Annotated in this window: 23 protein-coding genes; 16 read left to right on the forward strand and 7 right to left on the reverse strand. The window is 71.8% G+C overall.

The genetic code is table 11. The features are described 5' to 3' along the window. Positions 1 to 1020: carboxylate-amine ligase (locus D9R02_RS05895; RefSeq protein ID WP_121566529.1), on the forward strand; the 1020-nt coding region annotated here is incomplete at its 5' end. 164 nt (positions 1021 to 1184) lie between these two features. Here D9R02_RS05895 and D9R02_RS05900 read toward each other — a convergent pair. Next, entirely contained in the window at positions 1185 to 1853 is a 669-nt protein-coding gene (locus D9R02_RS05900) for a potassium channel family protein (protein WP_121566530.1), read from the reverse strand. Further along, positions 1846 to 3291 carry a TrkH family potassium uptake protein gene (locus D9R02_RS05905; RefSeq protein WP_121566531.1) on the reverse strand — a complete coding sequence of 482 codons (1446 nt, stop codon included), beginning with the start codon at positions 3289 to 3291 and terminating at the stop codon, positions 1846 to 1848. The genes D9R02_RS05900 and D9R02_RS05905 overlap by 8 nt, the downstream gene beginning before the upstream one ends. Positions 3292 to 3431: 140 nt before the next feature. On the opposite strand from D9R02_RS05905, the gene D9R02_RS05910 reads away from it, so the two are divergent. The 11 genes from D9R02_RS05910 to ccsB all read left to right on the forward strand — a co-directional run bounded on the left by D9R02_RS05910 (position 3432) and on the right by ccsB (position 13927). Beyond that, the gene (locus tag D9R02_RS05910; protein WP_019311112.1) at positions 3432 to 4643 is read left to right on the forward strand and encodes an acetoin utilization protein AcuC; all 1212 of its coding nucleotides are present in this window, start codon (positions 3432 to 3434) and stop codon (positions 4641 to 4643) included. Positions 4644 to 4715: 72 nt separating this feature from the next. After that, positions 4716 to 5831: a metalloregulator ArsR/SmtB family transcription factor gene (locus D9R02_RS12175; protein ID WP_220700415.1), complete on the forward strand. Its 1116-nt coding sequence runs from the start codon at positions 4716 to 4718 to the stop codon at positions 5829 to 5831. Between the two features lie 39 nt (positions 5832 to 5870). Next, on the forward strand, positions 5871 to 7211 hold the full coding sequence (gdhA, locus tag D9R02_RS05920; protein WP_039100592.1) for an NADP-specific glutamate dehydrogenase: 1341 nt from the start codon (positions 5871 to 5873) through the stop codon (positions 7209 to 7211). A gap of 95 nt (positions 7212 to 7306) precedes the next feature. Next, positions 7307 to 8104, forward strand: coding sequence for a FadR/GntR family transcriptional regulator (locus D9R02_RS05925; protein WP_059280799.1), 798 nt, complete (start codon positions 7307 to 7309; stop codon positions 8102 to 8104). A 154-nt stretch (positions 8105 to 8258) separates the two neighbouring features. Then, positions 8259 to 8357, forward strand: coding sequence for a 30S ribosomal protein bS22 (locus D9R02_RS05930; protein ID WP_005504750.1), 99 nt, complete (start codon positions 8259 to 8261; stop codon positions 8355 to 8357). A 69-nt stretch (positions 8358 to 8426) separates the two neighbouring features. Continuing rightward, a complete protein-coding gene (locus tag D9R02_RS12270) occupies positions 8427 to 8930 on the forward strand; it encodes a glutaredoxin family protein (RefSeq protein WP_259463913.1) in 504 nt (167 codons plus the stop codon). Between the two features lie 58 nt (positions 8931 to 8988). Continuing rightward, positions 8989 to 9660 carry a histidine phosphatase family protein gene (locus D9R02_RS05940; protein WP_121566532.1) on the forward strand — a complete coding sequence of 224 codons (672 nt, stop codon included), beginning with the start codon at positions 8989 to 8991 and terminating at the stop codon, positions 9658 to 9660. A gap of 44 nt (positions 9661 to 9704) precedes the next feature. Further along, positions 9705 to 10337: a TlpA family protein disulfide reductase gene (locus D9R02_RS05945; protein WP_121566533.1), complete on the forward strand. Its 633-nt coding sequence runs from the start codon at positions 9705 to 9707 to the stop codon at positions 10335 to 10337. Then, positions 10334 to 11092, forward strand: coding sequence for a cytochrome c biogenesis CcdA family protein (locus D9R02_RS05950; protein ID WP_019311119.1), 759 nt, complete (start codon positions 10334 to 10336; stop codon positions 11090 to 11092). The genes D9R02_RS05945 and D9R02_RS05950 overlap by 4 nt, the downstream gene beginning before the upstream one ends. Then, a complete protein-coding gene (resB, locus tag D9R02_RS05955) occupies positions 11089 to 12780 on the forward strand; it encodes a cytochrome c biogenesis protein ResB (RefSeq protein WP_019311120.1) in 1692 nt (563 codons plus the stop codon). Before D9R02_RS05950 ends, resB begins: the two co-directional genes overlap by 4 nt. Beyond that, positions 12773 to 13927 carry a c-type cytochrome biogenesis protein CcsB gene (ccsB, locus tag D9R02_RS05960; protein ID WP_035885412.1) on the forward strand — a complete coding sequence of 385 codons (1155 nt, stop codon included), beginning with the start codon at positions 12773 to 12775 and terminating at the stop codon, positions 13925 to 13927. The genes resB and ccsB overlap by 8 nt, the downstream gene beginning before the upstream one ends. Before the next feature lie 224 nt (positions 13928 to 14151). Here ccsB and D9R02_RS05965 read toward each other — a convergent pair whose 3' ends face one another. After that, positions 14152 to 14724 carry a PLD nuclease N-terminal domain-containing protein gene (locus D9R02_RS05965; protein ID WP_259463914.1) on the reverse strand — a complete coding sequence of 191 codons (573 nt, stop codon included), beginning with the start codon at positions 14722 to 14724 and terminating at the stop codon, positions 14152 to 14154. Between the two features lie 103 nt (positions 14725 to 14827). Here D9R02_RS05965 and D9R02_RS05970 point away from each other — a divergent pair, with 103 nt between their 5' ends. Continuing rightward, a complete protein-coding gene (locus D9R02_RS05970; protein ID WP_121566535.1) occupies positions 14828 to 15106 on the forward strand; it encodes a DUF4229 domain-containing protein in 279 nt (92 codons plus the stop codon). Between the two features lie 6 nt (positions 15107 to 15112). Here the strand turns inward: D9R02_RS05970 and D9R02_RS05975 are convergent, their stop codons facing one another. From D9R02_RS05975 to D9R02_RS05990, 4 genes are all read right to left on the reverse strand, one after another. Further along, positions 15113 to 15997: a 1,4-dihydroxy-2-naphthoate polyprenyltransferase gene (locus D9R02_RS05975; RefSeq protein ID WP_121566536.1), complete on the reverse strand. Its 885-nt coding sequence runs from the start codon at positions 15995 to 15997 to the stop codon at positions 15113 to 15115. A 124-nt stretch (positions 15998 to 16121) separates the two neighbouring features. Next, positions 16122 to 16634, reverse strand: a complete 513-nt coding sequence (locus tag D9R02_RS05980) for a 2'-5' RNA ligase family protein (protein WP_121566537.1) — start codon at positions 16632 to 16634, stop codon at positions 16122 to 16124. 19 nt (positions 16635 to 16653) lie between these two features. Next, positions 16654 to 18327 carry an AMP-binding protein gene (locus D9R02_RS05985; RefSeq protein WP_259463915.1) on the reverse strand — a complete coding sequence of 558 codons (1674 nt, stop codon included), beginning with the start codon at positions 18325 to 18327 and terminating at the stop codon, positions 16654 to 16656. Positions 18328 to 18335: 8 nt separating this feature from the next. Next, positions 18336 to 19292 carry a 1,4-dihydroxy-2-naphthoyl-CoA synthase gene (locus tag D9R02_RS05990; protein WP_102614084.1) on the reverse strand — a complete coding sequence of 319 codons (957 nt, stop codon included), beginning with the start codon at positions 19290 to 19292 and terminating at the stop codon, positions 18336 to 18338. Between the two features lie 177 nt (positions 19293 to 19469). Between D9R02_RS05990 and D9R02_RS05995 the strand changes: the two genes are divergently transcribed. From D9R02_RS05995 to D9R02_RS06005, 3 genes are all read left to right on the forward strand, one after another. Beyond that, the gene (locus D9R02_RS05995; protein WP_121566538.1) at positions 19470 to 20237 is read left to right on the forward strand and encodes a sulfite exporter TauE/SafE family protein; all 768 of its coding nucleotides are present in this window, start codon (positions 19470 to 19472) and stop codon (positions 20235 to 20237) included. Positions 20238 to 20271: 34 nt separating this feature from the next. Then, the gene (gene hrpB, locus D9R02_RS06000) at positions 20272 to 22911 is read left to right on the forward strand and encodes an ATP-dependent helicase HrpB (RefSeq protein WP_121566539.1); all 2640 of its coding nucleotides are present in this window, start codon (positions 20272 to 20274) and stop codon (positions 22909 to 22911) included. 504 nt (positions 22912 to 23415) lie between these two features. Next, on the forward strand, positions 23416 to 24351 hold the full coding sequence (locus tag D9R02_RS06005) for an HpcH/HpaI aldolase/citrate lyase family protein (RefSeq protein ID WP_259463916.1): 936 nt from the start codon (positions 23416 to 23418) through the stop codon (positions 24349 to 24351). Positions 24352 to 24467: the final 116 nt, after the last annotated feature.

Consider the following 24467-nt stretch of genomic DNA (forward strand, 5'->3'; position numbering starts at 1 on the left):
CCCGAGCAGTCCGCGCAGCTGGTCTCCCTGGAGGCGGGCGGCGGCGCGGCCACACCCGAGTGGCTCTCGTGCCAGGTGGAGGAGACCTCCCCGATCTTCCACGACGCCGCCGGGGCCGTGGCCTCGCTCGTGGACTTCCGCACCGCGCTGCACGAGGCCACGGACGCCATGGGCATGGACGTGGTGGGCGTGGCCGCCGCACCGGACATCCGCCCCGAGCCCGCGGACATCACCGTGAACGAGCGCTACCAGCGCCTCGCCGGGTACACGCCCGCGATCGCCGCGGACCAGTACATCAGCGGCATGCACGTGCACCTGGGCTTCCCGGACATGGAGGACGCCGTGCGGGCCCTGAACGGGCTGCGCGGCTGGCTGCCCGCCCTCGTGGCGATCGGTGCCAACTCGCCGCTGTGGCGGGGCGCGGAGTCCGGCTTCGAGTCCTGGCGCTCCATCCACTACCGCCGCTGGATCGCGAACGACATCCCGCCGCACTTCAAGGACCTCGCGGACCACGAGCAGCGCGTGGCCGTGCTCAGCGCGTTCGACGTGATGGAGAGCCCCTCCACCCTGAGCTGGCTGGCCCGGCTGTCCCACAAGCACGGCACCCTGGAGATCCGGGCGTGCGACGTCCAGCTGGAAGCGCAGGACTCCGTGGCCATCGCGGTGCTGATCCGCGCGCTCGCGGACTACGCCGTGGACGTGCCGCCCACCGTGGAGCTGAGCCAGGAGTACCTGGACATCGCCCTGTGGCAGGCGGCCCGGTGGGGTCTGAGCGGTCGCGTCCTGGACCCTGTGGCCGCGGAGCTCGTCCCCGGGGAGACCCTCGTGGACACGCTGCTGGAGCGGGCGCGGGACTACTACCCCTCGGCTGCGGACCGGGAGTTCGCGGAGACCGGCGTGCGCCGGATCGTGGCGCGCGGCAACGGCGCCATCCGGCAGCGCCGCGCGTTCGCCCGCGCCGGGATCCCCGGGCTCATGGACATGGCCACGCAGGCGATGACGGCGGACCCGCGCGCCTGAGCCGGGGAACCGCGCACGGTTGCGCTGCGGCGTTCACGCGTGTGCGGGCCGGTACGACGCCGCCGCACCCGCGGGTGCCGTTGCGCGTCTTCTCCCGCGGGCCGGGACGGCCGCCGACCTCCGGCGGGTGAAGGACGCCCGGGAGGCGAGCGTGCGGCGTCGTGCTACGGGCGGGCGGCGAAGCGCTCGATGAGGTCCACGTGCCCCGAGACGATCAGCAGGTCCCGCGAGGAGACCGTGGTCTCGGGGCGGGCGTAGGTGAAGTCCTCGCCGGGGGACTTCACGCCCACCACGGTCACGCCGTACTTGGAGCGGATGTCGGACTCGCCCAGCGTGAAGCCCTGGGTCTCTCGGGGCGGGTACATCTTGACGATCGCGAAGTCGTCGTCGAACTCGATGTAGTCCAGCAGCCGCCCGGAGACCAGGTGCGCGGTGCGCCGCCCGGCGTCCGCCTCCGGGAAGATCACGTGGTGCGCGCCGATGCGCGCCAGGATCTTGCCGTGGGCGGGGGAGATGGCCTTGGCCCAGATCCGGTCGATGCCCAGGTCCACCAGGTTGGCGGTGATCAGCACCGAGGACTCGATGGACGTGCCCACGCCCACCACCGCGGAGGAGAACTCCGCGGCGCCGATCTGGCGCAGGGCGTCCATGTCCGTGGCCTCGGTCTCCACCACGTGGGTGAGCTGCCCGGCCATCTTCTGCACGAGGCTCGCGTCGCGTTCCACGCCGAGCACCTCGCGGCCCTGCTGGATCAGCTGCAGCGCGGTGGCCGCGCCGAACCGGCCGAGACCGACCACCAGGACGGGGGCGGCGTGGGAGGAGTTCTTAGCCAATGATCGGCCTCTCTTCCGGGTAGGAATACAGTCGGCGGCGGGAGCGCAGGGCCAGGGCGGTGGCCACCGTGGTGGTGCCGATGCGCCCCACCAGCATGATGACGGACAGCACGTACTTCCCCGCGTCCGGGGACGCCGCGGACACACCCGTGCTCAACCCGCACGTGGCGTACGCGGAGATGACCTCGAACAGCACGTGGTCCAGGGGTAGGTGCGTGAGCGCCACCATCACGGCGGAGCCGGCGAGCACCACGGACGCCCCCATCATGATCACGGAGATCGCGATGCGCAGCACGGAGTCCGGGATGGTGCGGAAGAACGCGATCACGGACTGGTCGCCGCGCGCCTCCGCGAGGATTGCCAGGAACACGACGGCGAGCGTGGTCACCTTGATCCCGCCCGCGGTGGACGCGGAGCCGCCCCCGGCGAACATCATGGCGTCCGTGAGCAGCAGGGTGACCTGGGAGGTGTCCGGCATGTCCACCAGGTTGAAGCCGCCGGAGCGCATCATCACGGACGCGAAGAACCCCTGGAAGATCCGTTCCGGGACGGACTTCCCGCCCAGCGTCTCGGGGTTGTTCCACTCCACGGCCAGGAACAGCACCCACGCGAGCAGCAGCAGGATCGCGGTGGTCACCACGGTGAGCTTGGCGTTGAGGTTCCAGCGGTTGAAGCGGAAGCCCACCTGGCGCAGCACCAGGATTACGGGAAAGCCCAGGGAGCCAATGATCACGCCCACGCAGACCGGCAGCAGGATGAGCCACACCGTGGGCCCTGCGTGGTCGTAGGGGACCAGCCCGTCCGTGTGCGGGGTGAAGCCCGCGTTGTTGAAGCTGGAGACCGCGTAGAACACACCGTGCCACAGGGCGGTGCCCAGGGGCTCGCCCTCGGCCAGGAAGCCCACGGAGAGCACCACGGCCAGCGCGGCCTCGATGGTGATGGAGGTGATCACGATGATCTGCAGCAGCGAGCCCACCTCGCCCAGGCGCCCGATGTTCAGCGCCTCCTGGGTGATGAGCTTGGACTTCAGCCCCAGTTTCCGCCCGATGGCCAGAGCCAGGATGGAAGTCATGGTCAGGGTGCCCAGGCCGCCCACCTGGATGGCCACCAGGATGACCACCTGCCCGAACAGGGACCACTGCGCGGCGGTGGACACGGTGGTCAGCCCCGTCACGGTCACGGCGGAGGTGGCGGTGAACACGGCGTCGGCGAACTCCGTGTGCCGCCCGTGCTGCGCGGAGACTGGCAGCCACAGCAGCAGCGCGAAGCCGAGGTCCACGATCACGAAGACGATCACGGCCAGCCGCGCGGGGGAGGAGTCCGCGATCCGGTCCACGAAGTCGCGGATCCCGCGCGCGGTGCGCGTGGTCAGGGGTTCCGTGGGGGAGGTGTCGGTGTCGTGCTCCTCCACGGCGCTGGGCTGCTCGAGCTCGCTCACGGCACCTCCTCGGGCGGCCACGGGGTGATCCGGGGTGCGCGGAGCGGATCCCGGGGGTTGCTGGGCGCAACGTCCCCCAGTATTCCCTGTCCCGGTGCGGTGCGGCGACAGCCCCGCAACCCGAGTGGTCTAATGGGTTTGTGAGCTCCGCGACAAAGGGCAACGACGCCCAGCACCCCACCAGCGTCTACTGGGACCCGCAGCTGCTGCAGTACAACTTCGGGGACTACCACCCCATGAGTCCCACGCGGCTGGACGCGACCATGCGCCTGGTGCAGGACCTCGGCCTGGACACGGCGGAGAACGTGCGGGTCACGGTGCCGGAGGTCCCGGAGGACAGCGTCCTGGAGCTCGTGCACACACCGGAGTACGTGCAGTCCGTGCGCGCTGTCTCCGAGGACCCCACCCGCGAGATCCCGGAGTGCGGCCTGGGCACGGAGGACACCCCCGGCTACGCGGGCATCCACGAGTCCAGCGCGCGGCTGGTGGGCGGCAGCTACCAGGGAGCCGTGGAGCTGCTGAGCGGAAAGGTGGTCCACGCCGTCAACTTCAGCGGCGGCATGCACCACGCGGCCGCGGACAAGGCCTCGGGCTTCTGCGTCTACAACGACTGCGCCGTGGCCATCCAGCACCTGCTGGACAACGGTGTGCAGCGCGTGCTCTACCTGGACGTGGACGGCCACCACGGGGACGGCACACAGTCGATCTTCTACGACGAGCCCCGCGTCATGACCATCTCCCTGCACGAGACGGGGCTCTCCCTGTTCCCGGGCTCGGGCTTCGCCAACGAGATCGGCGAGGGCGAGGCCGCCGGAACGGTGGTCAACGTGGCCATGCCCACGCGCTCCGACGACGCCCAGTGGCTGCGCGCGTTCGACGCCGTGGTCCCCCCGATCACGCGGGAGTTCGCTCCCGAGGTGATCGTCTCCCAGCACGGCTGCGACTCCCACTTCCAGGACGAGCTGACCCACCTGCGCGTGAGCGTGGACGGTCAGCGTCAGGTGGCGCTCGCCGTGCGCGACCTCGCGCAGGAGGTCTGCGAGGGCCGCTGGCTCGCCACGGGCGGCGGCGGCTACGACGTCCACGACGCCGTGCCGCGTTCCTGGGCGCACCTGGTGGGTGTCGCGTCGGGGCACCCCGTGGCCGTGACCACCAGGGTGCCGCAGTCCTGGCGGGACTACATGAGCGAGACGTACGGCGGCCGGCCCCCCGAGGTCATGGGCGACGACGTGGACCTGTGGTGGCGGTCCTGGGAGATCGGCTACGACCCCAACGACGAGACCGACCGCAGCATCATGGCCACCCGCAAGGAGGTCTTCCCCCACTGGGGGCTGGACCCCTGGTACGACTGACGCATCTGCCGGCCGGGGCGCACCGGGCGGCGGATTGGGGCGGACGCGCGCGCTCCCACTAGGCTGTTTCCCATGTCCCACGATGCATATTCCGCGCTCTCCGATCCCACACGACGCCGCATCCTCGCGGCCCTGCAGGACGGCGCGCGGCCGGTGGGCGAGCTCGTCACCGAGCTGGAGGTCTCCCAGCCCACGGTGTCCAAGCACCTCAAGGTGCTGCGTGACGCCCGCATGGTGAGCACCCGGGCACAGGGGCAGAAGCGCTTCTACAGCATCGCCCCCGAACCCCTGGAGGAGGTCGCGGCCTGGCTGGGCGAGCTCGTCGCCGCCGCCGGCGCCGCGGATCCTGCTGAGGGGATGACGCCGCCCGCGTCGGCGCTGGCGCCCGTTCCGCCCGTCCCGCCGGTGTCGTCGGACGATGCCGCAGCGCAGGACGGTCACCCCGCTGAGCCGGAGGGCGACGTCGCCGCCATTGATGCCGCGCACTCGGAGGAGCCCACCGCAGCAGAGGCCGCGGAGCCCGGTGAAGCCGTCGAGGAGACTGCCGCCGCGGACATCGACGCCGCGATCGAGCTTCCCGATCCGGACGGGTCGGCACCAGAGCTCGCCCCCGTCGTCCAAGAGTCCGTACCGTCCTCGGAGGAGGACCGCTCCCCGGCCGCCGAACCCGCCCCCGAGCGGTCCGTGCCGTGGTTCACCGCGGAGGTCACCGAGGTGACGGAGCACGAGGAGGCCGGGACCGGCGTCGTACCGGCTTCCGTGGAGGACGCGCCCGGGGCCGGGATGGCGGGCCACGAGCCCGGGATGGCGGAGCGCGAGTCCGGGACGCCCGCCCTGCCTGACGCCGAGGACGAGGCTGCGGAGCACCGCACAGGGTTCGCAGAGACGGACCCCGCCGCCGACCGCGAGAGCGAGGACCTCGAAACCACCGCGGAGCACTCGGCCGAGCCCCTTCCCGACGCGGAGACCCCGGTCACACCGGATAGTGTGGAGCACGATGTCCCCGCCGACGCACGCGCGCAGTCCGATGCCGCGCGCGAGACCGGCCCCCGCGATCCTGCGGGGTCCGACCCGTCCGAGAGCGCGGAGCTGCTGCGTCCGCGCGGTGGGGCGCATCGTCGTCAGAGCGGTCTGCTGTCCACTCTGACAGGGTTCCGGCGCCGTGGCCGCGGCACACGCCGCGACTGAGGGCCCCACCCACCGACACCACGAGACGGCAGGAGAGCCATGCACGAGAAACTGATCCCCATCCGGCAGATCATCACGGCACGCAACCCGGGAGAGTCCGAGTTCCACCAGGCCGTGGACGAGGTCTTCGAGTCCCTGGGACCCGTGGTGGCGCGCCACCCGGAGGTGCTGGACTCCGCGATCGTGGAGCGGATCTGCGAGCCCGAGCGGCAGATCATCTTCCGCGTGCCCTGGGTGGACGACCAGGGCGAGGTGCACATCAACCGCGGTTTCCGCGTGGAGTTCAACTCCGCCCTGGGCCCGTACAAGGGCGGGCTGCGCTTCCACCCCTCGGTGTACCTGGGCATCGTCAAGTTCCTGGGCTTCGAGCAGATCTTCAAGAACGCGCTCACGGGCATGCCCATCGGCGGCGGCAAGGGCGGCTCGGACTTCGACCCCTCCGGGCGCAGCGACGCCGAGATCATGCGCTTCTGCCAGTCCTTCATGACCGAGCTGTACCGCCACATCGGCGAGTACACGGACGTTCCCGCCGGTGACATCGGCGTGGGCGGCCGGGAGATCGGCTACCTGTTCGGGCAGTACAAGCGGATCACCAACCGCTACGAGTCCGGGGTGCTCACGGGCAAGGGCCTGTCCTGGGGCGGCTCCCTCGTGCGCACGGAGGCCACCGGCTACGGCGCGGTGATGTTCGCCGAGGAGATGCTCAAGACGCAGGGCAAGAGCTTCGACGGCCGGGACGTGATCGTCTCCGGTTCCGGCAACGTGGCCATCTACGCGATCGAGCGCGCCCAGTCCCTCGGGGCCAAGGCCCTCACCGCCTCGGACTCGGGCGGCTACGTGGTGGACAAGGACGGCATCGACCTGGAGCTGCTCAAGCAGGTCAAGGAGGTGGAGCGTGGGCGCATGAGCGACTACGCCGAGCGCCGCGGCTCCTCCGCCACCTACGTGGCCGGTGGTTCCGTGTGGGACGTCCCGGGATCCGTGGCCCTGCCGTGCGCCACCCAGAACGAGCTCAACGGCCGCCAGGCCAAGACCCTGCTGGAGAACGGCGTGGTGGCCGTGGCCGAGGGCGCGAACATGCCCTGCACCACGGACGCCGTACACCTCTTCCAGGAGTCGGACGTGCTGTTCGCACCGGGCAAGGCCGCGAACGCCGGCGGTGTGGCCACCTCCGCGCTGGAGATGCAGCAGAACGCCTCGCGGGACTCGTGGAGCTTCGAGCACACGCAGGACCGGCTGCAGGAGATCATGCGCGGCATCCACGAGACCTGCGCCGCGACCGCCGACGAGTACGGCATGCCCGGCAACTACGTGGCCGGCGCGAACATCTCCGGGTTCATCAAGGTGGCACGCGCCATGGTGGCCCAGGGCATCATCTGAGATCGCGCACGAGAGCACGAGAGCACGAGGGCTCGCGAAGGTGACCGACCGCCGCATCCAGCGGTTGGTCACCCGTCGAGTCTAGGGTGGAGACTATGGCAACGCATCGAGAGGTTCTGCAGTGGCTCGAGAACGAGCTGTTCGACGGACACCTGGTGCTGGGGCAGCGACTGCCCACTGACAAGGACATGGCCGCGATCTTCCGCGTGTCCCGCAACTCCATGCGAGAGGCCCTGAAGATCCTGGAGGCGCAGGGCATCGTCAGGCTCTTCGAGGGCCCCCACCGGGCCATCCTGCCCATCCTGGTCCGGGAGCCCGCGGCGTCCGCCGGTCCGGCGCTGCAGCTGCACATGGCCACCTCCGAGCACCCCCTGCGGGACATCGTCCAGACCCGGGTGCTGCTGGAGACCGCCGCCCTGCACGCCTCGGAGCAGCGCTGGATCCCCCGGGACGAGCTGCGGGGGATCATGACGGAGATGGACCGGGAGGACCTGGGGCTCAAGCGGTTCCACGACCTCTACGTGAGCTTCCACATCGCCCTGGTGAAGTCCTGCGGCAACGCGGTCAGCACGGCCCTGTTCACCGCGCTGCGCGACTCGATCTACGAGTACACGATGGCCCTGGTGGGTCACGTCCCGCTGTGGTCCACCACCTCCAGCCGCATCCGCGCCGAGCACCGGGCGATCGTCGGGGCCCTGGACGCCGGTGACCGCACCCTCGCGGCCCGGCTGGTGCGTGAGCACATCGAGTACCAGTACGAGGAGGCCGGCGTGGACCCGGACCAGGCCCGCGCCACCGCGGCGGACCCGCACGCCCTGGGCGACGCCGCGGCGTCGCCGGAGCCGGCCGCCGAGGACGACGAGTTCTCCGCCGCGCCCCGCGCGAGCGCGTGAGCCCCGCCCCCGTTTTCAGGCGGGGCGGGGTCACGCGGTAGGCTATGGCATAGTTTGCCGTTAATCGGATGTTGCCCCTGAGTTCGATGGGGCGGGGTGGCGTTGACTCGCAGCCCCCAGCAAACACACTGTCCAGAGAATTGTGAGGGATCCTATGGGTTCGGTCATCAAGAAGCGCCGCAAGCGCATGTCCAAGAAGAAGCACCGCAAGCTGCTTCGCAAGACCCGTCACCAGCGCCGCAACAAGAAGTAGGCAGCGCCCGTGCCAGGCCCCGTTCCCCGTGGGGGAGCGGGGCCTTGCCATGTGCGTAGCATGGTCGCCATGACCGATCAGCCCCGTTCCCCGCAGGCACCCGCAGGCACCGGCCCGGGCTCGTCCGGGGGACGCCCCCGGGTGGTGCGCGCGGACCACGACCGTACCCGGCCGGGGTCGGCGGCCCACGACGCCGCCCAGCGGACTTCCGTGGAGGACGGCGACGACGACGCCGCCCGGCCCGGTTCCGTGGGCACGTCACCGGCGCCCGCCTCCTCCGGACGCGCGGGGCGCACGGGTGGGCTACTGTCCGGTGTGGACTGGACCCGTACGCGTCCGCGGCACGAGGTCACGCTGCTGACCAAGCCTGGGTGCCACCTGTGCGACGACGCCCGGGACGTCGTGGAACGGGTCTGCGCACAGACCGGCACCGAGCTGCGCGAGCAGGACATCACCGGGGACCCCGCCCTCGTCCGGGACTACGCCGAGTTCGTGCCCGTGGTGTTCGTGGACGGCGCGGCCTGGGACCGCTGGCGGATCGACGGCGAGCGGCTGCGCGCGGTGCTCGCCTGAACCTCGGAGCCTGAACCTCGGATTGGGGCCTCCCGGCGGGGTTTGAGACACTGGGGCCATGCCTTCAGCTACCGTCCACCTCCTGCGCCACGGCGAGGTCCACAACCCCGAGCACGTGGTCTACGGTCGCCTGCCGGAATACCACCTCTCCGAGAAGGGCGCCCGCATGGCGGAGGCCGCCGCGGCGGACCTCGCACAGTGCGTTCAGGCGGGGGAGAACATCGTGCTCCTCGCGTCCTCCCCGCTGACCCGCACCCGGGAGACCGCCGCACCGGTGGCCCGTGAACTGGATCTGGACGTCCGCACGGACGAGCGGCTGATCGAGCCCGCCAACCACTTCGAGGGCCTGCACGTCTCCGGGCGGGAGCTGGCCAAGCCCAAGCACTGGCCGCACCTGCTCAACCCCCTGCGCCCCTCGTGGGGCGAGCCGTACCGCCAGCAGGTGGAGCGCATGGCGCAGGCCGTGCGGGAGCTCGCCCGGGAAGCCGTGCGGATCGGGGGCGACGGCGCCCAGGCCGTGGCCGTGTCCCACCAGCTGCCCATCTGGCTGACCCGCCTCTCGCTGGAGGGACGCCCCCTGCCGCACGATCCGCGGCGCCGGCAGTGCAACCTCGCGTCGCTGACCTCCCTGACCTTCCGGGACGTGGACGCCGCCGAGGTCCCGCAGCTGACCTACCGGGAACCGGCCGCCCACCTCTATCCAGGTGTCAACCAGCTTCCCGGCTCATAATCGATGTCCCACTGCACCCCCTCACGTCTTCAGGTGATGACTCCGTGACCCCACAGCCCTCCTCCGCCCGGCGTCCGCGCGCCCGCACGCGTGTGCGCACGGGGCTGATCGCCGTGGTGGCCGCGGCGGGCCTCGCGCTCACGGGCTGCTCGGCGTCCTCCGACGACCTCGCGGACCAGGCGAACTCCGGCGGGGACAAGGGGTACGTGGCCGGGGACGGTTCCGTGAGCGAGTACGCACCGGACCAGCGCGGCGAACCGGTGTCCTTCAACGCCGCCATGTACGACGGCTCCACCGTCTCCGCCGACAGCCTGCGCGGCAAGCCCGTGGTGCTCAACTTCTGGTACGCCGGGTGCGCCCCGTGCCGTGCGGAGGCCCCGGACCTCGTGGCGCTGCACGACGAGTACGGGGACCAGGCCCAGTTCATGGGCGTGAACCTGCGGGACCAGCAGGCCACTGCCGAGGCGTTCGAGCGCACCTTCGGAGTGGAGTACCCCTCCGCCACGGACCTCAACGGTGAGGTGCTGCTGGCCCTGAGCGAGTACGTGCCCCCGCAGGCGGTGCCCACCACCCTGGTGCTGGACTCGCAGGGCCGCGTGGCCGCCCGGATCCTCGGCAAGGCGGACAAGTCCACCCTGGACGCGCTCATCAAGGACACGGTGGCCGAGTCCGCATGAACGGCAATCCCTTCGCCGAGGTCATCCTCGACGGCTCACTGATTGCCGCGCTGCCCGTGGCTCTGCTGGCGGGCTTCGTCTCCTTCGCCTCCCCGTGCGTGCTGCCGCTGATCCCGGGCTACCTGGGGTACATCACCGGGCTCACCGGCGCAGACCTGCGCGAGCAGCGCCGCGGCCGCATCTTCTGGGGGGTCCTGCTCTTCGTCCTGGGCTTCTCCCTGGTGTTCGTGGTGATGTCCGTGGTGCTCGCCCAGCTCGGGGCCTTCGCGTGGTTCCGGGGCCAGGAGTGGATCATGGTGGTGCTGGGGATCCTGGTGATGGTCATGGGCGTGGTCTTCCTGGGCGGGCTCTCCTGGTTCCAGCGTGACCGCAAGATCGAACGCCGGCCACCTCCCGGTCTGTGGGGCGCGCCCGTGCTGGGCATGACCTTCGGGCTCGGGTGGGCGCCGTGCATCGGCCCCACCTTCGCGGCCGTGCAGGCGCTGGCCTACGTGGACGGTGCCTCCACGGGCAAGGCCGTGGTGCTGACCACCGCCTACTGCCTGGGACTCGGGGTCCCGTTCATCCTCATCGCCCTGGCCATGCGCCGGGGGATGGGTGCCATGTCCTTCTTCCGCCGCCACCGCCTCACCCTGCAGCGTGTGGGCGGCGTGGTGCTCGTGCTCATCGGCCTGGCCATGGCCACGGGTGTCTGGTCCGCGCTGGTCTCCTGGATCCAGTCCGAATTCGTAACCGATTGGGTGATGCCGATATGACGACAGCGCGCACTCCGCGTGAGCGGAAGCCGAAGCGCCCCGACGTGGAGGTCCCGGCCCTCGGGTTCGTCGGGATGCTGCGCTGGGCGTGGCGGCAGCTCACCAAGATGTCCACGGCGCTGGTGCTGCTGCTGCTCCTGGCCATCGCCGCGGTGCCCGGGTCCCTGTTCCCGCAGCGGGTGCAGGACCCGGAGGCCGTCACCAGCTACATCGAGGCCAACCCCACGATCGGCCCGGTGCTGGACACCCTGCAGCTGTTCGACGTCTACCAGTCCTACTGGTTCTCGGCGATCTACATCCTGCTCTTCATCTCGCTCGTTGGCTGCGTGATCCCGCGTGCCATCCAGCACTTCAAGGCCTGGCGCTCCAAGCCGCCCCGCACTCCCAGGCGGCTCACCCGGATGCCCCAGTACCGCAAGGTCATGCTGGGCGGACGGGACGGCGGCGAGGGCCCCACCCCGAACGAGGCGGTCGAGCAGGCGGCGGCGGCGCTGAGGAAGCGCGGCTACCGTGTGCAGGTGCAGGACCTGGGCTCCGCGGCTCCGTCGGTGGCGGCCGAGCGGGGCATGCTCAAGGAAGTGGGCAACATCCTCTTCCACGTGGCGCTGCTGGCCGTGCTGATCTCCGTGGCCATCGGATCCCTGTACGGGTACAAGGGGCAGAAGGTGGTCGTGGAGGGCGAGTCGTTCGTGAACACCCTGGTGGACTACGACTCCTTCGAGCCGGGCAGCAACTTCGACGAGGACTCCCTCAACCCGTTCTCCCTGCAGCTGGACTCGTTCGAGGCCACCTTCAGCCGTGACACCTCGGACCCCGAGCACTACGGCCAGCCCACGGACTTCAACGCGGACCTCACCGTCACGGAGGAGCCCGGGGCCGCGCCGGAGGACGTGAAGCTGGAGGTCAACAAGCCGCTGAACGTGGACGGCACCAAGGTGTACCTGGTGGGCAACGGCTACGCCCCCGTGCTGCGTGTGAAGGACGGCGAGGGCAACGTGGCCTACGAGGGGCCCGTGGTCACGGTGCCCTCCGACTCGGTCTACACGTCCTCCCTGACCCTCAAGGTGCCCGACGCCGCTCCGGACCAGCTGGGCTTCGTGGGCCTCCTGCTGCCCACGGCGGTCTCCCAGGACGGGAAGATCCCACAGTCCGTGGACCCGGCGCTGAACAACCCCGCGCTGCTGCTCTCCTCGTTCAGCGGCGACCTGGGACTGAACAGCGGCCAGCCGCAGAACGTGTACGTGCTGGACACCCAGAACCTCGAGGAACTCAACTCCATGAGCTCTGCCAACGGGCCCATCGTGCTGGACGGCCAGCACCGCACGGCCACGCTGCCCGAGGGCAAGGGCAGCGTGGAGTTCGTGGACGTCAAGCGCTACGTGGGCCTGGACGTGCACTACGACCCGGGGCGGATCCCGGCCTTCATCTCCTTCCTGGTGGCGTTCACCGGGCTCATCATGAGCCTGTTCATCGCGCGTCGCCGGGCGTGGGTGCGGGCCGTGGAGACCGAGGACGCCCACGGGGTGCGGTGTACTGTTCTGGAGTACGGCCTGCTGGCGCGTGGCGAGGACCACCGCCTGGGTGCGGAAGCCGAAAAACTGACAGCTCTGTGGACGTCATTGTGGGAGGACCGCGGCGTGCGGGAGTTCCACCTGGATTCGTCGGATAAGGCGCAAAACAATGGGTAGCGACATCAATGTGACTTTGGGCAACTGGAGCGAGTGGTTCATGCTCCTGGCCGCCATGACCTACATGGTGGCGTTCGTGGCTTTCGTGTGGGACATGGCCACCCACTCCAAGACCCTCGCGGTCAAGGAGCGCTCACGGGCCGCCAAGCAGGCCGCCGCGGAGCGGAAGTCCGAGCAGCTCGTGGGCGCCGGCGCGGGGGTCGCGGGCGGTTCCTCCGCGGCGGGTTCCGCGGGTGCGGTCGCCGGCCCGGCGGCGTCGGGCGCGAGCGGCGAGGCCACCCCGGCGGCGGACGCGGGCGGGACGGTCTCCGACGAGTTCCGCACCTCCGCGCAGAACACCACCAAGGGTGCCGGCGAGTTCGAGGCGCTGAACTACCAGCACAACACCCGCCGCCCGGCGGCGCGCGTGGCCGTGGCCCTCATGGTCATCGCGTTCGTGCTCCACGCCTTCGCCGTGGTCTCCCGCGGGATCGCCGCGGACCGTGTGCCGTGGGCCAACATGTACGAGTTCTGCAGCACGGGTGCCCTGGTGGTCTCCGGCGTGTACCTGGTCACCCTGATCTTCAAGGACCTGCGCTTCGTGGGTCCCATGGTCTCCGGCCTGGTGCTCACCATGCTGTGCCTGGCCACCATCGCGTTCCCCACCCCGGTGTCCCCGCTGCAGCCTGCCCTGCAGTCCTACTGGCTGATCATCCACGTGTCCATCGCGGTGGCGGCGTCCGGCGTCTTCACCATCACGTTCGCCATGGCCGTGCTGCAGCTCATGCAGTCCCGCCGCGAGCGGCTGCTGGCCTCCGGGCAGGAGTCCCGCATGGGCTTCCTGCGCGCGGTGCCGGACTCCGTCACGCTGGAGAACTTCGCGTTCCGCCTGAACTCGGTGGGCTTCGTGTTCTGGACCTTCACCCTGGCCGCGGGAGCCATCTGGGCGGACCAGGCGTGGGGCCGCTTCTGGGGCTGGGACACCAAGGAGGTCTGGACCTTCGTGGTGTGGACGGTCTACGCCGCCTACATGCACGCCCGCGTGACCCGCGGCTGGAACGGCAACCGCTCCGCGTGGCTGTCGATCGCCGGCTACATGTGCGTGGTCTTCAACTTCACCGTGGTCAACACGCTGTTCCCGGGTCTGCACTCCTACTCCGGCCTGTGACGCGCGGGGCGGCGTCCGCACACACTACGACGCCGCCCGCACCCTTCCGCGAACGAGCCCGCCTCCGCTGCTGCGGGGGCGGGCTCTGTCGTGCGGTGCTGGGTACTTCAGAGCCCCGACGCGAGCGGGGTGCCCGTGGTGCTGGGGGACGCCGAGCGCGCGCGGTGGCCGGGCGCCAGGAGAAACCGCGTGGGGCCGTTCATCGACCGAGTCGCGGACGCGGGTCAGTCGTGGCGAGGAGGCTCACCCTCGGGGTTTTCGGGGTGTTGGCGACCGGTTCCGTCGGCTGCGCTCGGGTTCTCGTCGGTGGGCTGCTCACGGCCGGTGCTCCGCCCGCTGCCCGGGTTCGCGCCCGTGCCGCCGAGCGAGTCGTCCGCGGCGTGCGACCCCGTGGTGGGGTCCGTCCAGCGCGGGTCGGAGGGGTCCAGCGGCTCATCCACCTGCGGCTTGGCACCCGGGGCCTGACCGGTGCGCTTGAGCTCGTTCTCCCACTCCTGCAGCTTGCGCGCCTGCTCCTGCTGCTTGCGGCGCTCCTCGAGGTTGCGCAGGAACTGGGGGTCGTCGTCCGGGCCACGGCCGCGGGCAGCGTCCCGGGCGGCGTCGTCCGTGCGGGGACGGCCGAAGAAGAGCCACAGCACGGCCCCGACCACGGGCAGCAGCAGGATGATGAGCAGCCACGCGCCCTTGGGGACGGCTCGCACGCTGTACTTCTCCGACTGTGCGCACTCGATGAGTGCGTAGATGACGAGGCCCACCGCTAGTGCGCCCGCTCCGATGATGAGAATGGCTCTGCCCATGCCGTTCATCCTAGGTGAGCCCACTGGACGAGCCGCGTTCGTGGCCCATGGGGCGCGGCGCCGCGCCCGGGGTGCACACAGCGAGACCACCTAGAATGGGCCCGTGAACTTCTTGAAGTACTCCCTGCTGCGCCTGGGCATCCTGGTGGTCCTGTTCCTGCTGTTCATGCTCCTGGGACTGGGACTGGTGTTCTCCGGGATCGCGGCCGTGGTGGCCGCGTTCGCGATCTGCTACATCTTCTTCCCCACGCTGCACTACGCCGCGGGCCAGGACTTCCACCGTTTCATCGCGCGCTCACCCAAGCCCACCAACCGCGTGGAGCTTGAAGACCAGGAGATCGAGGACTCGTACACGGATGCCGAGTCCCGCCGGGAGCTCTGAGCGGGCTCAGCCCACGTACTGCTGCACGAACACCGCCACCGCGTAGAGCACGGTGACGCCCAGGTTGATGAAGCCGCACATCTTGAGCACGGGGATCAGCTCGCGCCGCTCGGGGGTCTTGAGCACCGTGGAGCCCGCGTTCACGGCCAGCGGGGTCATGGCGTAGACCAGCAGCACCCAGGGGTTGCCGGGGACCAGCAGCAGGGGCAGGACCATGCCCACGAACAGCTCCGCGGTGAACGTGAGCCGGGCCTTGGGATCCCCGAGCCGCACGGCCAGGGTCTGCTTGCCCACCTCGCGGTCCCCGGGGATGTCCCGGATGTTGTTGGCCATGAGCAGGGCGCACGCGAAGAGCCCGGTGGACACCGCCATGACCCAGGCGTCCATGTTCAGGCGGCCGGCCTGGGTGATCGTGGTGCCCAGGGTGGCCACCAGGCCGAAGAACAGGAACACGAATAGGTCCCCGAGGCCCATGTAGCCGTACGGCTTCTTCCCGCCCGTGTAGCCCCAGGCGGCGGCAATGGCGAGCAGCCCCACCACGGCGAGCCACCACTGTTGCGAGAGCACCACGAGGGCGGCACCCGCCACGGCGGCAATGCCGAAGCACGCGAACGCGGCCGTCTTGACCTCCCGCGGGGTGGCGGCGCCGGAACCGGTCAGGCGCAAGGGGCCCACGCGCTCGTCGTCCGTGCCCCGCACGCCGTCGGAGTAGTCGTTGGCGTAGTTCACACCGATCTGCAGCGCGAGCGCGACCACCAGAGCCAGCAGCGCGGGCACCACACGGGCTTCGTACATGGTCTGCGCGGCGGCCGTGCCGGCGATCACCGGGGCCGCGGCCATGGGCAGCGTGCGCAGGCGTGCCCCTTCGACCCACTGAGCTGGTGTGGCCACGGTGCAACCTTTCGTGAACGGACGAGGACGTCCCGTCATTGTTTCATGCCCTGTGCAGGTGCACATGCCGTGCGGGCGGCGCTGGCGCGTGCGACCTCGGAGCGCTTCGGGCGCGGAGCGGGGCTCAAGGCACCTCCACCGTGACCTCTCGCGCGTCAGGATCCCAGCGCCGCAGCGCGGTGACGTCCAGCGAGCGGGGTGGCGCGACGTCGCTCAGCACCTCCAGCGCCCGGCCCACGGCAGGGGCGTCCAGGCGCGTGCCGAGGGTGACGTGGGGAACCCACGGGCCGGCCGGGGTGCGCTGCTCCGGCAGCAGGGCCCGCAGCTCGGCCACGGCGCCGAGGACAGCGGGCGGAACCGCGAGCGACTCGGCCAGCACGTACGGCCCCCTGCCCAGGACCGTGAGCCCGGTGACGGGCACGACGAACGGCAGCAGGGGGCCGAACAGCTCCCGGGCCCGCTGCAGCACTGCCTCGGAGAAGCCCGGGGCCGAGACCACCGTGAGATGCGGGGCGTTGGAGGAGCTGCGGTGGCGGGCCTGGCTCGGAAGTCCGGCACGGTCCAGGGCATCCCACCGGGCGCGGACGAGGGCGTCGTCGCCCGGAGCGAGAACGAGGTCCAGGGAGTACAGGGGCACAGTTTCTCCGTTCCGCCGTTCAGCGTTCGCCGGGGCGCGCGCTGGGTTCCGCGGCGGTGCCGGCATGCGGCCCCACGCCCGGACCCGCACCAGGGCTCGCTCCCGGTTCCGCGGTGAACAGCGCGGCGGCTGCGCGGCGGTCGGGCTTACCCGTGGCGAGAAGGGGGAGGCGGTCCACCCGGCACCAGCGTTTGGGCACGGCGGGGGCTCCCAGTCGTTCGCGCACCGACTGGGCCAGCTCTCGTTCGAGGCCGGGGTCGAGGTCTCCCTCGAAACCGCCGTCGGGATGGTGGTCGTCCGGGACGGACCCACTGTGCAGGGGCCGCCGCACGGCCACCACCGCGGCCACCACCTGGCCCCACTCCGAGTGGGCCACGGGGAGCACGAGCGCCTGCCGCACCCGGTCGTGGTCCAGGAGCACATCGGCCACCCGAGCCGCAGAGACCTTCACGCCGCCGGTGTTGATCACGTCGTCGGTGCGGCCCAGCACCGTGAGGCGGCCGTTCTCGTCCAGCGATCCGAGGTCGTCGGTGCGGTACCAGCGCCGCCCCTCGCAGACACGGAAGTGGGCGGCGGTCTGCTCGGGGTCATTCAGGTAGCCCGAGGCGACCACCTCGCCGCCCAGCCAGATCCGGCCCTCGAGCGGTGACGCCGGGCCCTGGTCAACGGCGGGCAGTGCCGCGGCGGAGGGAGCCTCCGCGGCCCCCGCCGCTCCGGAGGAGGTCCCTCCGGGCCCCGCCTCGGCAGACCGGGTTTCGGCGGACGCCTCCTCGGTGGGAGGAACGCTCAGTGCGGGGGCGTGCGCGAGGTAGGGATCGGCGTCGTCGGGCAGGATGCGGACCGTGACCGTGTCCAGCGGCTCGCCGTTGTAGACGCAGCCCCCGCACGTCTCCGACATGCCGTACGTGCGGACCACGCGCACCCCGGCGGCGCCGGCCAGATGCGCCAGCGCCGGGGACAGGGGAGAGCCGCCCACGAGCACGGCGTCGAAACGCGCGAGCGCCTCCACCGAGCGGGGGTCGGGGGAGCCGTCGGCCGGGTCCAAGATGCGCTGCAGCTGGGTGGGCACCACGGACACGTACCGCACGGGGTGGTTCATGCCCTCCGCGGCATCGGCGAACGCCCGGGGTGTGAAGTGCTCGCCGGTCATGACCACGGGGGTGGTGCCCGCGAGGACGGAGCGGGCGAGCACCTGCACCCCGGCCACGTAGTGCGCGGGCAGGCACAGCAGCCACTGGCCGGGCCCGGAGGTCGCCCGCTCGGTCGCGCGCCCGGAGGCCGTGAGCGTCTCGGCGCTGAGCACGGTCTTCTTGGGTCGTCCCGTGGATCCCGAGGTGGCCACGACCACCGCGGCCCCCGGGCGGGACAGCACTGCCCGCAGCCGGGGGAGCAACGCCGTCGGGTTGCCCTCCACGGGGCCGTCCAGCACCACGACGTCGCTCGGCAGCTCCGCGGCCAGCGGCGCGTCGAGCGGGTGGCCGGGCTCTTGTCCGGACGCGGAAGTGCCCGGCCTGGACATGGAGGTGCCCGGCCCGCAGTGGGCCACCAGAGCGGATGCTGCATGGGCCGCCGGGGCAGGGGATTCCGGGACGGCGGGGGAGGCCGCAGAGCCCGGCCCCGCCGCGGAGGTGCCGGGCCCGCGGTGGGCGGGCACGGCGTCGTCGTGGGCCGGTGAGGGGCCGTGGGGACTCACGTGGCGGCTCAGAAGTAGTAGGGGAACGCGGACCAGTCCGGGTCCCGCTTCTGCAGGAACGCGTCGCGGCCCTCCACGGCCTCGTCCGTCATGTACCCCATGCGGGTGGCCTCGCCGGCGAAGACCTGCTGGCCGACCATGCCGTCGTCCGGGAGGTTGAACGCGTACTTGAGCATGCGCACGGCCTGCGGGGACTGTGCCGTGATCTTGCGCGCCCACTCCAGGGCGGTGGACTCCAGTTCGGCGTGGGGGACCACGCGGTTCACGGCGCCCATGCGGTGCATGTCCTCGGCGGAATACTCATCGGCGAGGAAGAAGATCTCTCGGGCGAACTTCTGGCCCACCTGGCGGGCGAGAAGTGCGGAGCCGTAGCCGGCGTCGAACGAGCCCACGGTGGCGTCCGTCTGCTTGAACTTCCCGTGCTCGGCGGAGGCGATGGTCAGGTCGCACACCACGTGCAGCGAGTGCCCGCCGCCCGCGGCCCACCCGGAGACCGCCGCGATCACGACCTTGGGCATGGTGCGGATCAGGCGCTGCACCTCCAGGATGTGCAGGCGTCCGGCGCGGGCGGGGTCGATGGAGTCCGCGGTCTCGCCCTCCGCGTAGTGGTAGCCGTCCCGGCCGCGGATGCGCTGGTCCCCGCCGGAGCAGAACGCCCAGCCGCCGTCCTTGGCGGAGGGTCCGTTGCCGGTGAGGATCACGGCGCCCACGTCCGAGGACATGCGGGCGTGGTCCAGCGTGCGGTAGAGCTCGTCCACGGTGCCCGGGCGGAAGGCGTTGCGAACCTCCGGGCGGTCGAACGCGATGCGCACCCACGGGAGGTCCTTCACCACGGCACCACTGGCATCCCGCTCCACCCCGCGGTGGTAGGTGATGTCCTGCAGATCGGTGAAGCCCTCCACGGGTCGCCACTGCTGGGGGTCGAAGATCTCGGACACTCGGTCGGGAAGCTGCGCGTTGGTCATGGGTACCACTGTAGGACGGGGTGGGCGGTGCCCTCGCGGTCCGCACCATCCACTTCTGCCCGGGCGCCTGCATGTGCTCCGTTAGTGCAGATTCCGGGCCGCTGGGCTGTCTTTGCTCCACTAGATTGTGCGGGGCGCCGGGGAAGTTCTCCGCCCGTCACGCGGAAAGGACCTCCCATGACCCTGCTCCCGGATCTGAGCACCCTCGCCTGGGCCGCCCTGGCGGTGAGCGCGGTGCTCGTGGGGTTCTCCAAGACGGCTCTGCCTGGGATCAACCCCCTGGCCGTCGCGATCTTCGCCGCGGTGCTCCCCGCCAAGCCCTCCACCGGCGCGCTGCTCCTGCTGCTGATCGTGGGGGACATGTTCGCGCTGTGGACCTACCGCAAGCACGCGCACTGGCCCACGCTGATTCGTATGCTCCCGGCCGTTCTGGTGGGCCTCGGGCTGGGCGCCGTGTTCCTCGCGTTCGCGGGGGACTCGCTCGTCCGTCGCGTGATCGGCGTGATGCTGCTGATGCTCATGGCGCTCACGCTCTGGCAGCGTCACCGGGACGCGGCACCCCGGGACGACGACGCCGCTCCTCCCGCCCCTGCCTCTCGCGCCGTGGCCGCGGGGTACGGCTCGCTGGGCGGGTTCACCACCATGGTCGCCAATGCCGGGGGCCCGGTGATGTCCATGTACTTCCTGGCCGCGCGCTTCCCCAAGCACGCGTTCCTGGGCACGGCAGCATGGTTCTTCGCGGTGATGAACCTGCTGAAGGTTCCGGTCTCCGTGGGGCTCGGGCTCATCACCACCCAGACCCTCGTGCTCGACGCCCTGCTGGTTCCGGGCGTGGTGCTCGGCGCGTTCGCGGGGCGGTGGGCGATCACCCGCATCCGGCAGCGGGTCTTCGACACCGCAGTCATCGTGGTCACGGTGCTGGGGGCGCTGTACCTGCTCGTGTGAACCACGGGGGGAGGGCTCCGCGATACTGGACACCATGCTCATCCCCTTCGACCTGGACCACATCGGCGCGGGGCTCCCGTTCGCGGAGTCCGTCCCCGAGCTGGAGCGCGCCCTGTCCGGGGGAGTGGCCGTGGTCCAGGCCCCTCCGGGCACGGGCAAGACCACGGTGGTCCCGCCGCTTGTGGCCAACCTGGTGCATGGCACCACTGCGGGGGAGGTTGCCCGCGTCGTCGTCGTCCAGCCCCGTCGGGTCGCGGCGCGGGCGGCCGCGCGCCGGCTGGCCGCGCTCACGGGAACGGAGCCGGGCGGCGTCGTCGGCTGGAGCGTGCGGGGCGAGCGGAAGACGTCGAAGGCAACCCGCGTGGAGTTCGTGACCCCCGGGATCCTGCTGCGCCGCCTGCTGCGTGACCCGGAACTGACCGGGACCGCCGCGGTGGTGCTGGACGAGGTGCACGAGCGCGGCGTGGAGTCGGACCTGCTCGTGGGGATGCTCGCGGAGCTGCGGCAGCTGCGGGAGGACCTCGTGCTCGTAGCCATGTCCGCCACGGTGGAGGCGGAGCGGTTTGCGGCTCTGCTCGGCGGGGACGCGCCCGCCCCGGTGGTGGACTGCCCGTCGGCCCTGCACCCGCTCACGGTCCAGTGGGCGCCAGGCCCGCAGCGCCTCGACGAGCGGGGCGTCACGCCCGCGTTCCTTTCCCACATGGCCCGCACAGCGGCCGACGCACATCGCAAGGCCCTGGCACAGGACCCGTCCGTGGACGCCCTCGTGTTCCTCCCCGGCGCCCGGGAGGTCTCCCGCGTGGCGGCCGAGCTGCGCGGCCTCACTGACGCCGAGGTCCTGGAGCTGCACGGCCAGCTGCCTCCGCGCGAGCAGGACCGTGCCGTGGCGGGCCGCGCGCCGGGGGAGCGCCCGCGCATCGTGGTCACCACGTCCCTCGCGGAGTCCTCGCTCACCGTCAACGGCGTGCGCCTCGTGGTGGACTCCGGCCTGGCCCGCCAGCCCCGCCGGGACGCCGGGCGTGGGATCTCCGGGCTCGTCACGGTCTCCGCGTCCAAGGCGTCGGCCGAGCAGCGCGCCGGCCGCGCCGCCCGCCAGGGCCCGGGCACGGTGGTGCGCTGCTACGACGACGCCGCCTGGGGCGCCATGCCCGCCCACACCGTTCCCGAGGTGCGCACCGCGGACCTCACCGCCGCGTGCCTCGCGCTTGCCGTGTGGGGCTCCCCGGGCGGTAAGGGCATGGCCCTGCCGGACCCGCTGCCGCCCCGGGCCCGCGCGGACGCCGAAGCCGAGCTGACCCGGCTGGGCGCGGTGGCCGAGGACGGCCGCGCCACCGACCTCGGGCGCCTGCTGGTCTCCCTGCCCGTGGAACCCCGCTGGGGTCGCGCCCTGCTGGACGGCGCGGACCTCGTGGGCGCCAGAACGGCGGCGGAGGTCATCGCCGCGGTCTCCGACGGCGCCCGCGTGCCCGCCGCAGACATCCCCGCCTTCGTGCGCGGACTGCGCTCCTCCCGCGGCGGCGAGTCCTCCCGGTGGCGCCAGGAGGTGCAGCGGTTGGAGCGGATGGCGGCGCACCCCGCGCCCACGGGCGACGGTGCGGCGGACGAGGGCAACGAGAACACGGACGCGCCGCTCCGCGGGCCGCAACCGGACGTGCCTGCCGGCGTCCGGGAGGGCGTCGTCGTGGGCCTGGCGCGGCCCGAGTGGGTGGCCCGGCGGATGGACGCCCACGGGGACCAGTGGCTGCTCGCCTCCGGAACGCGCGCGGGGCTGGAGGCCGGGAGCCCGCTGCGTCACCACGAGTGGCTCGCGGTCGCTGACCTCAGCCGCGCCGCGGGACGGGCCGCCGCGGGCACGGGCGCGGTGATCCGGGCGGCGGCACCGCTGGACCTCGAGCACGCGCAGCTCGTGGCGGGCCCGCCCGCCCGCACCGAGACGCGCGCGAGCTTCTCGAACGGCCGCGTGCGCACCCGGGAGGTGCGTGCGGTGGGCGCGATCGAGCTCTCCGCCACGCCCGTCCGTGCGGACCCGGACACCGCCGTGCCTGCCATCCGCGCCGCGCTCGCCGCCGAGGGCCTGGACCTGCTGCCCTGGGACGACGCCGCCCGCGGGCTGCGCGCGCGCCTTGCCCTGCTGCGTCGTCACCTGGGGCAGCCGTGGCCAGCGGTGGACGACGCCGCCCTGCTCGCCCGCGCGGACGAGTGGCTGGGCACGGAGCTGCGGGACGTGGCCCGCGGCGGATCGCTGCGCTCGGTGCGCGTGGCGGACGCGCTGCGCCGGCTGCTGCCCTGGCCCGAGGCCGCCCGCCTGGACGAGCTGGTCCCGCGGCGGCTCGAGGTGCCCAGCGGGAACACCGCGCGGATCGACTACCCGGAGGTCTGGGACGAGGCGGAACCCGCGCGGCCGCCCGTGGTGGCCGTGAAGCTGCAGGAGTGCTTCGGCTGGGCGGAGACCCCGCGCGTGGCAGACGGGTGCGTGCCCGTGCAGTTCCACCTGCTGTCCCCGGGGAAGGCCACGCTGGCCATCACCGAGGACCTTGCCTCGTTCTGGTCAGGGCCCTACACCCAGGTGCGCGCGGAGATGCGCGGGCGCTACCCCAAGCACCCTTGGCCCGAGGACCCGTGGAACGCGGTGGCCACCGCCAAGACCTCGCGCGCCCTGCGGCGGGACGGCTGAGCAAGGGTCCGGGCGCGGGCGGCCATCGCGGGCCCGGTGTGCGCACGCGGCGGGGGCGCTGGGGTCTGGACGGTTGCCCCGGTTCGGGGCGGGACGGTGCGGGTGGACGCAGGCTGCCGACCCGTGACCGCAGAGGGGGTGCGGTGCGGCCGGGACCGCCCGTGGACACCCCGGTTGAGATGGAATGTGACCTGGGTTACTGTGAAGTTTCGCCCGATCCCCGGGGCGCACCACCACGTGCGTCGCGGGCCTGCCCGTTCACCTCACGGGTGGGGCCCGGGCAGCACGACTGGCAGACGACCCGCACCAGCCGCCTCATCATCCAGGCTGGTTCGAGTGCTCGGCTGACCCGCGCCATCCCGCCTCACCCGTTCCGTCGCGCGGACGGGCCGGTGAGCGACCACGGAGCATCCGCTCGGTGCCGCACACCGGCCGCACCCGCGCCGGGACCCGAGGGGCGAGGAGGCGTGTCCGTTCTCAGACACAGATCGCGAAGTGACTCTCATGACCACCACCACAGCGGAACCCGCCATGACCATCGATCCCACCGAGACCCCCGCCGTGGGGCCGGAGCTGGCCCGTTCGTGGCTGCTCGTCAACGGCTCGCACGTCTCCCGCTTCGACCAGGCCGCCCAGAGCGCCGCGGACGCCGTGGTGCTGGACGTCGAGGACTCCGTGGCACCCGCGGACAAGGCCCAGGCCCGCGAGAACGTGATTGCGTGGCTCGGTTCCCGCAACCAGGACGGCCAGGTCAACCGCGCGTGGGTGCGCATCAACGGCTTCGGCACCGCGTGGTGGGAGGAGGACCTCCAGGCCCTGCGTGACGTCCCCGGCCTGGACGGCGTGATGCTCGCCATGACCGAGTCCCCCGAGCACGTCACCCGCACCGCGGAGCTGCTGCGCGGCACCCGGATCGTGGCCCTGGTGGAGACCGCCCGCGGGGTGCAGAACCTGCAGGACATCGCCACCGCCCGCTCCACGTACCGCCTGGCGTTCGGCATCGGCGACTACCGCCGCGACACCGGCTTCGGCGAGAACCCCATGGCGCTCGCGTACACGCGCTCGCAGTTCACCATCGCCTCCCGCGCGGCGAACCTCCCGGGTCCCATCGACGGCCCCGCGGTCGGGGCGCTCGGCGCCAAGCTCGCCGAGGCCACCGGTGTCACGGACGAGTTCGGCATGACCGGCAAGCTGTGCCTGATGCCCGAGCAGACCGCCACGGTCAACGAGGGCCTGTCCCCGTCCCTGAGCGAGCTGTCCTGGGCCACCGAGTTCCTGCAGGAGTTCGAGGAGGACGGCGGTCAGATCCGCAACGGCTCCGACCTGCCCCGCCTGGCCCGCGCCCGCAAGGTGCTGGGCCTGGCCACGGCGTTCGGCATGCGCCTGCCCGAGGGCTACGACATGCACTTCGAGGCCCCCACGGACACCTACCACTGCTGAGCGCGCGGCGCCCCACCCGGGCGTTCGTGCGGAACCCGGCGCGGCGGCGTCGTCATCCCCGGATGGCGACGACGCCGCGCCGTCTCGTGCGCGCACGTCCCCGCCCCGTCCGGAGC

It is taken from the genome of Kocuria rhizophila (assembly GCF_003667225.1).
In the GTDB taxonomy this organism is placed as follows: Bacteria; Actinomycetota; Actinomycetes; order Actinomycetales; family Micrococcaceae; genus Kocuria; species Kocuria rhizophila.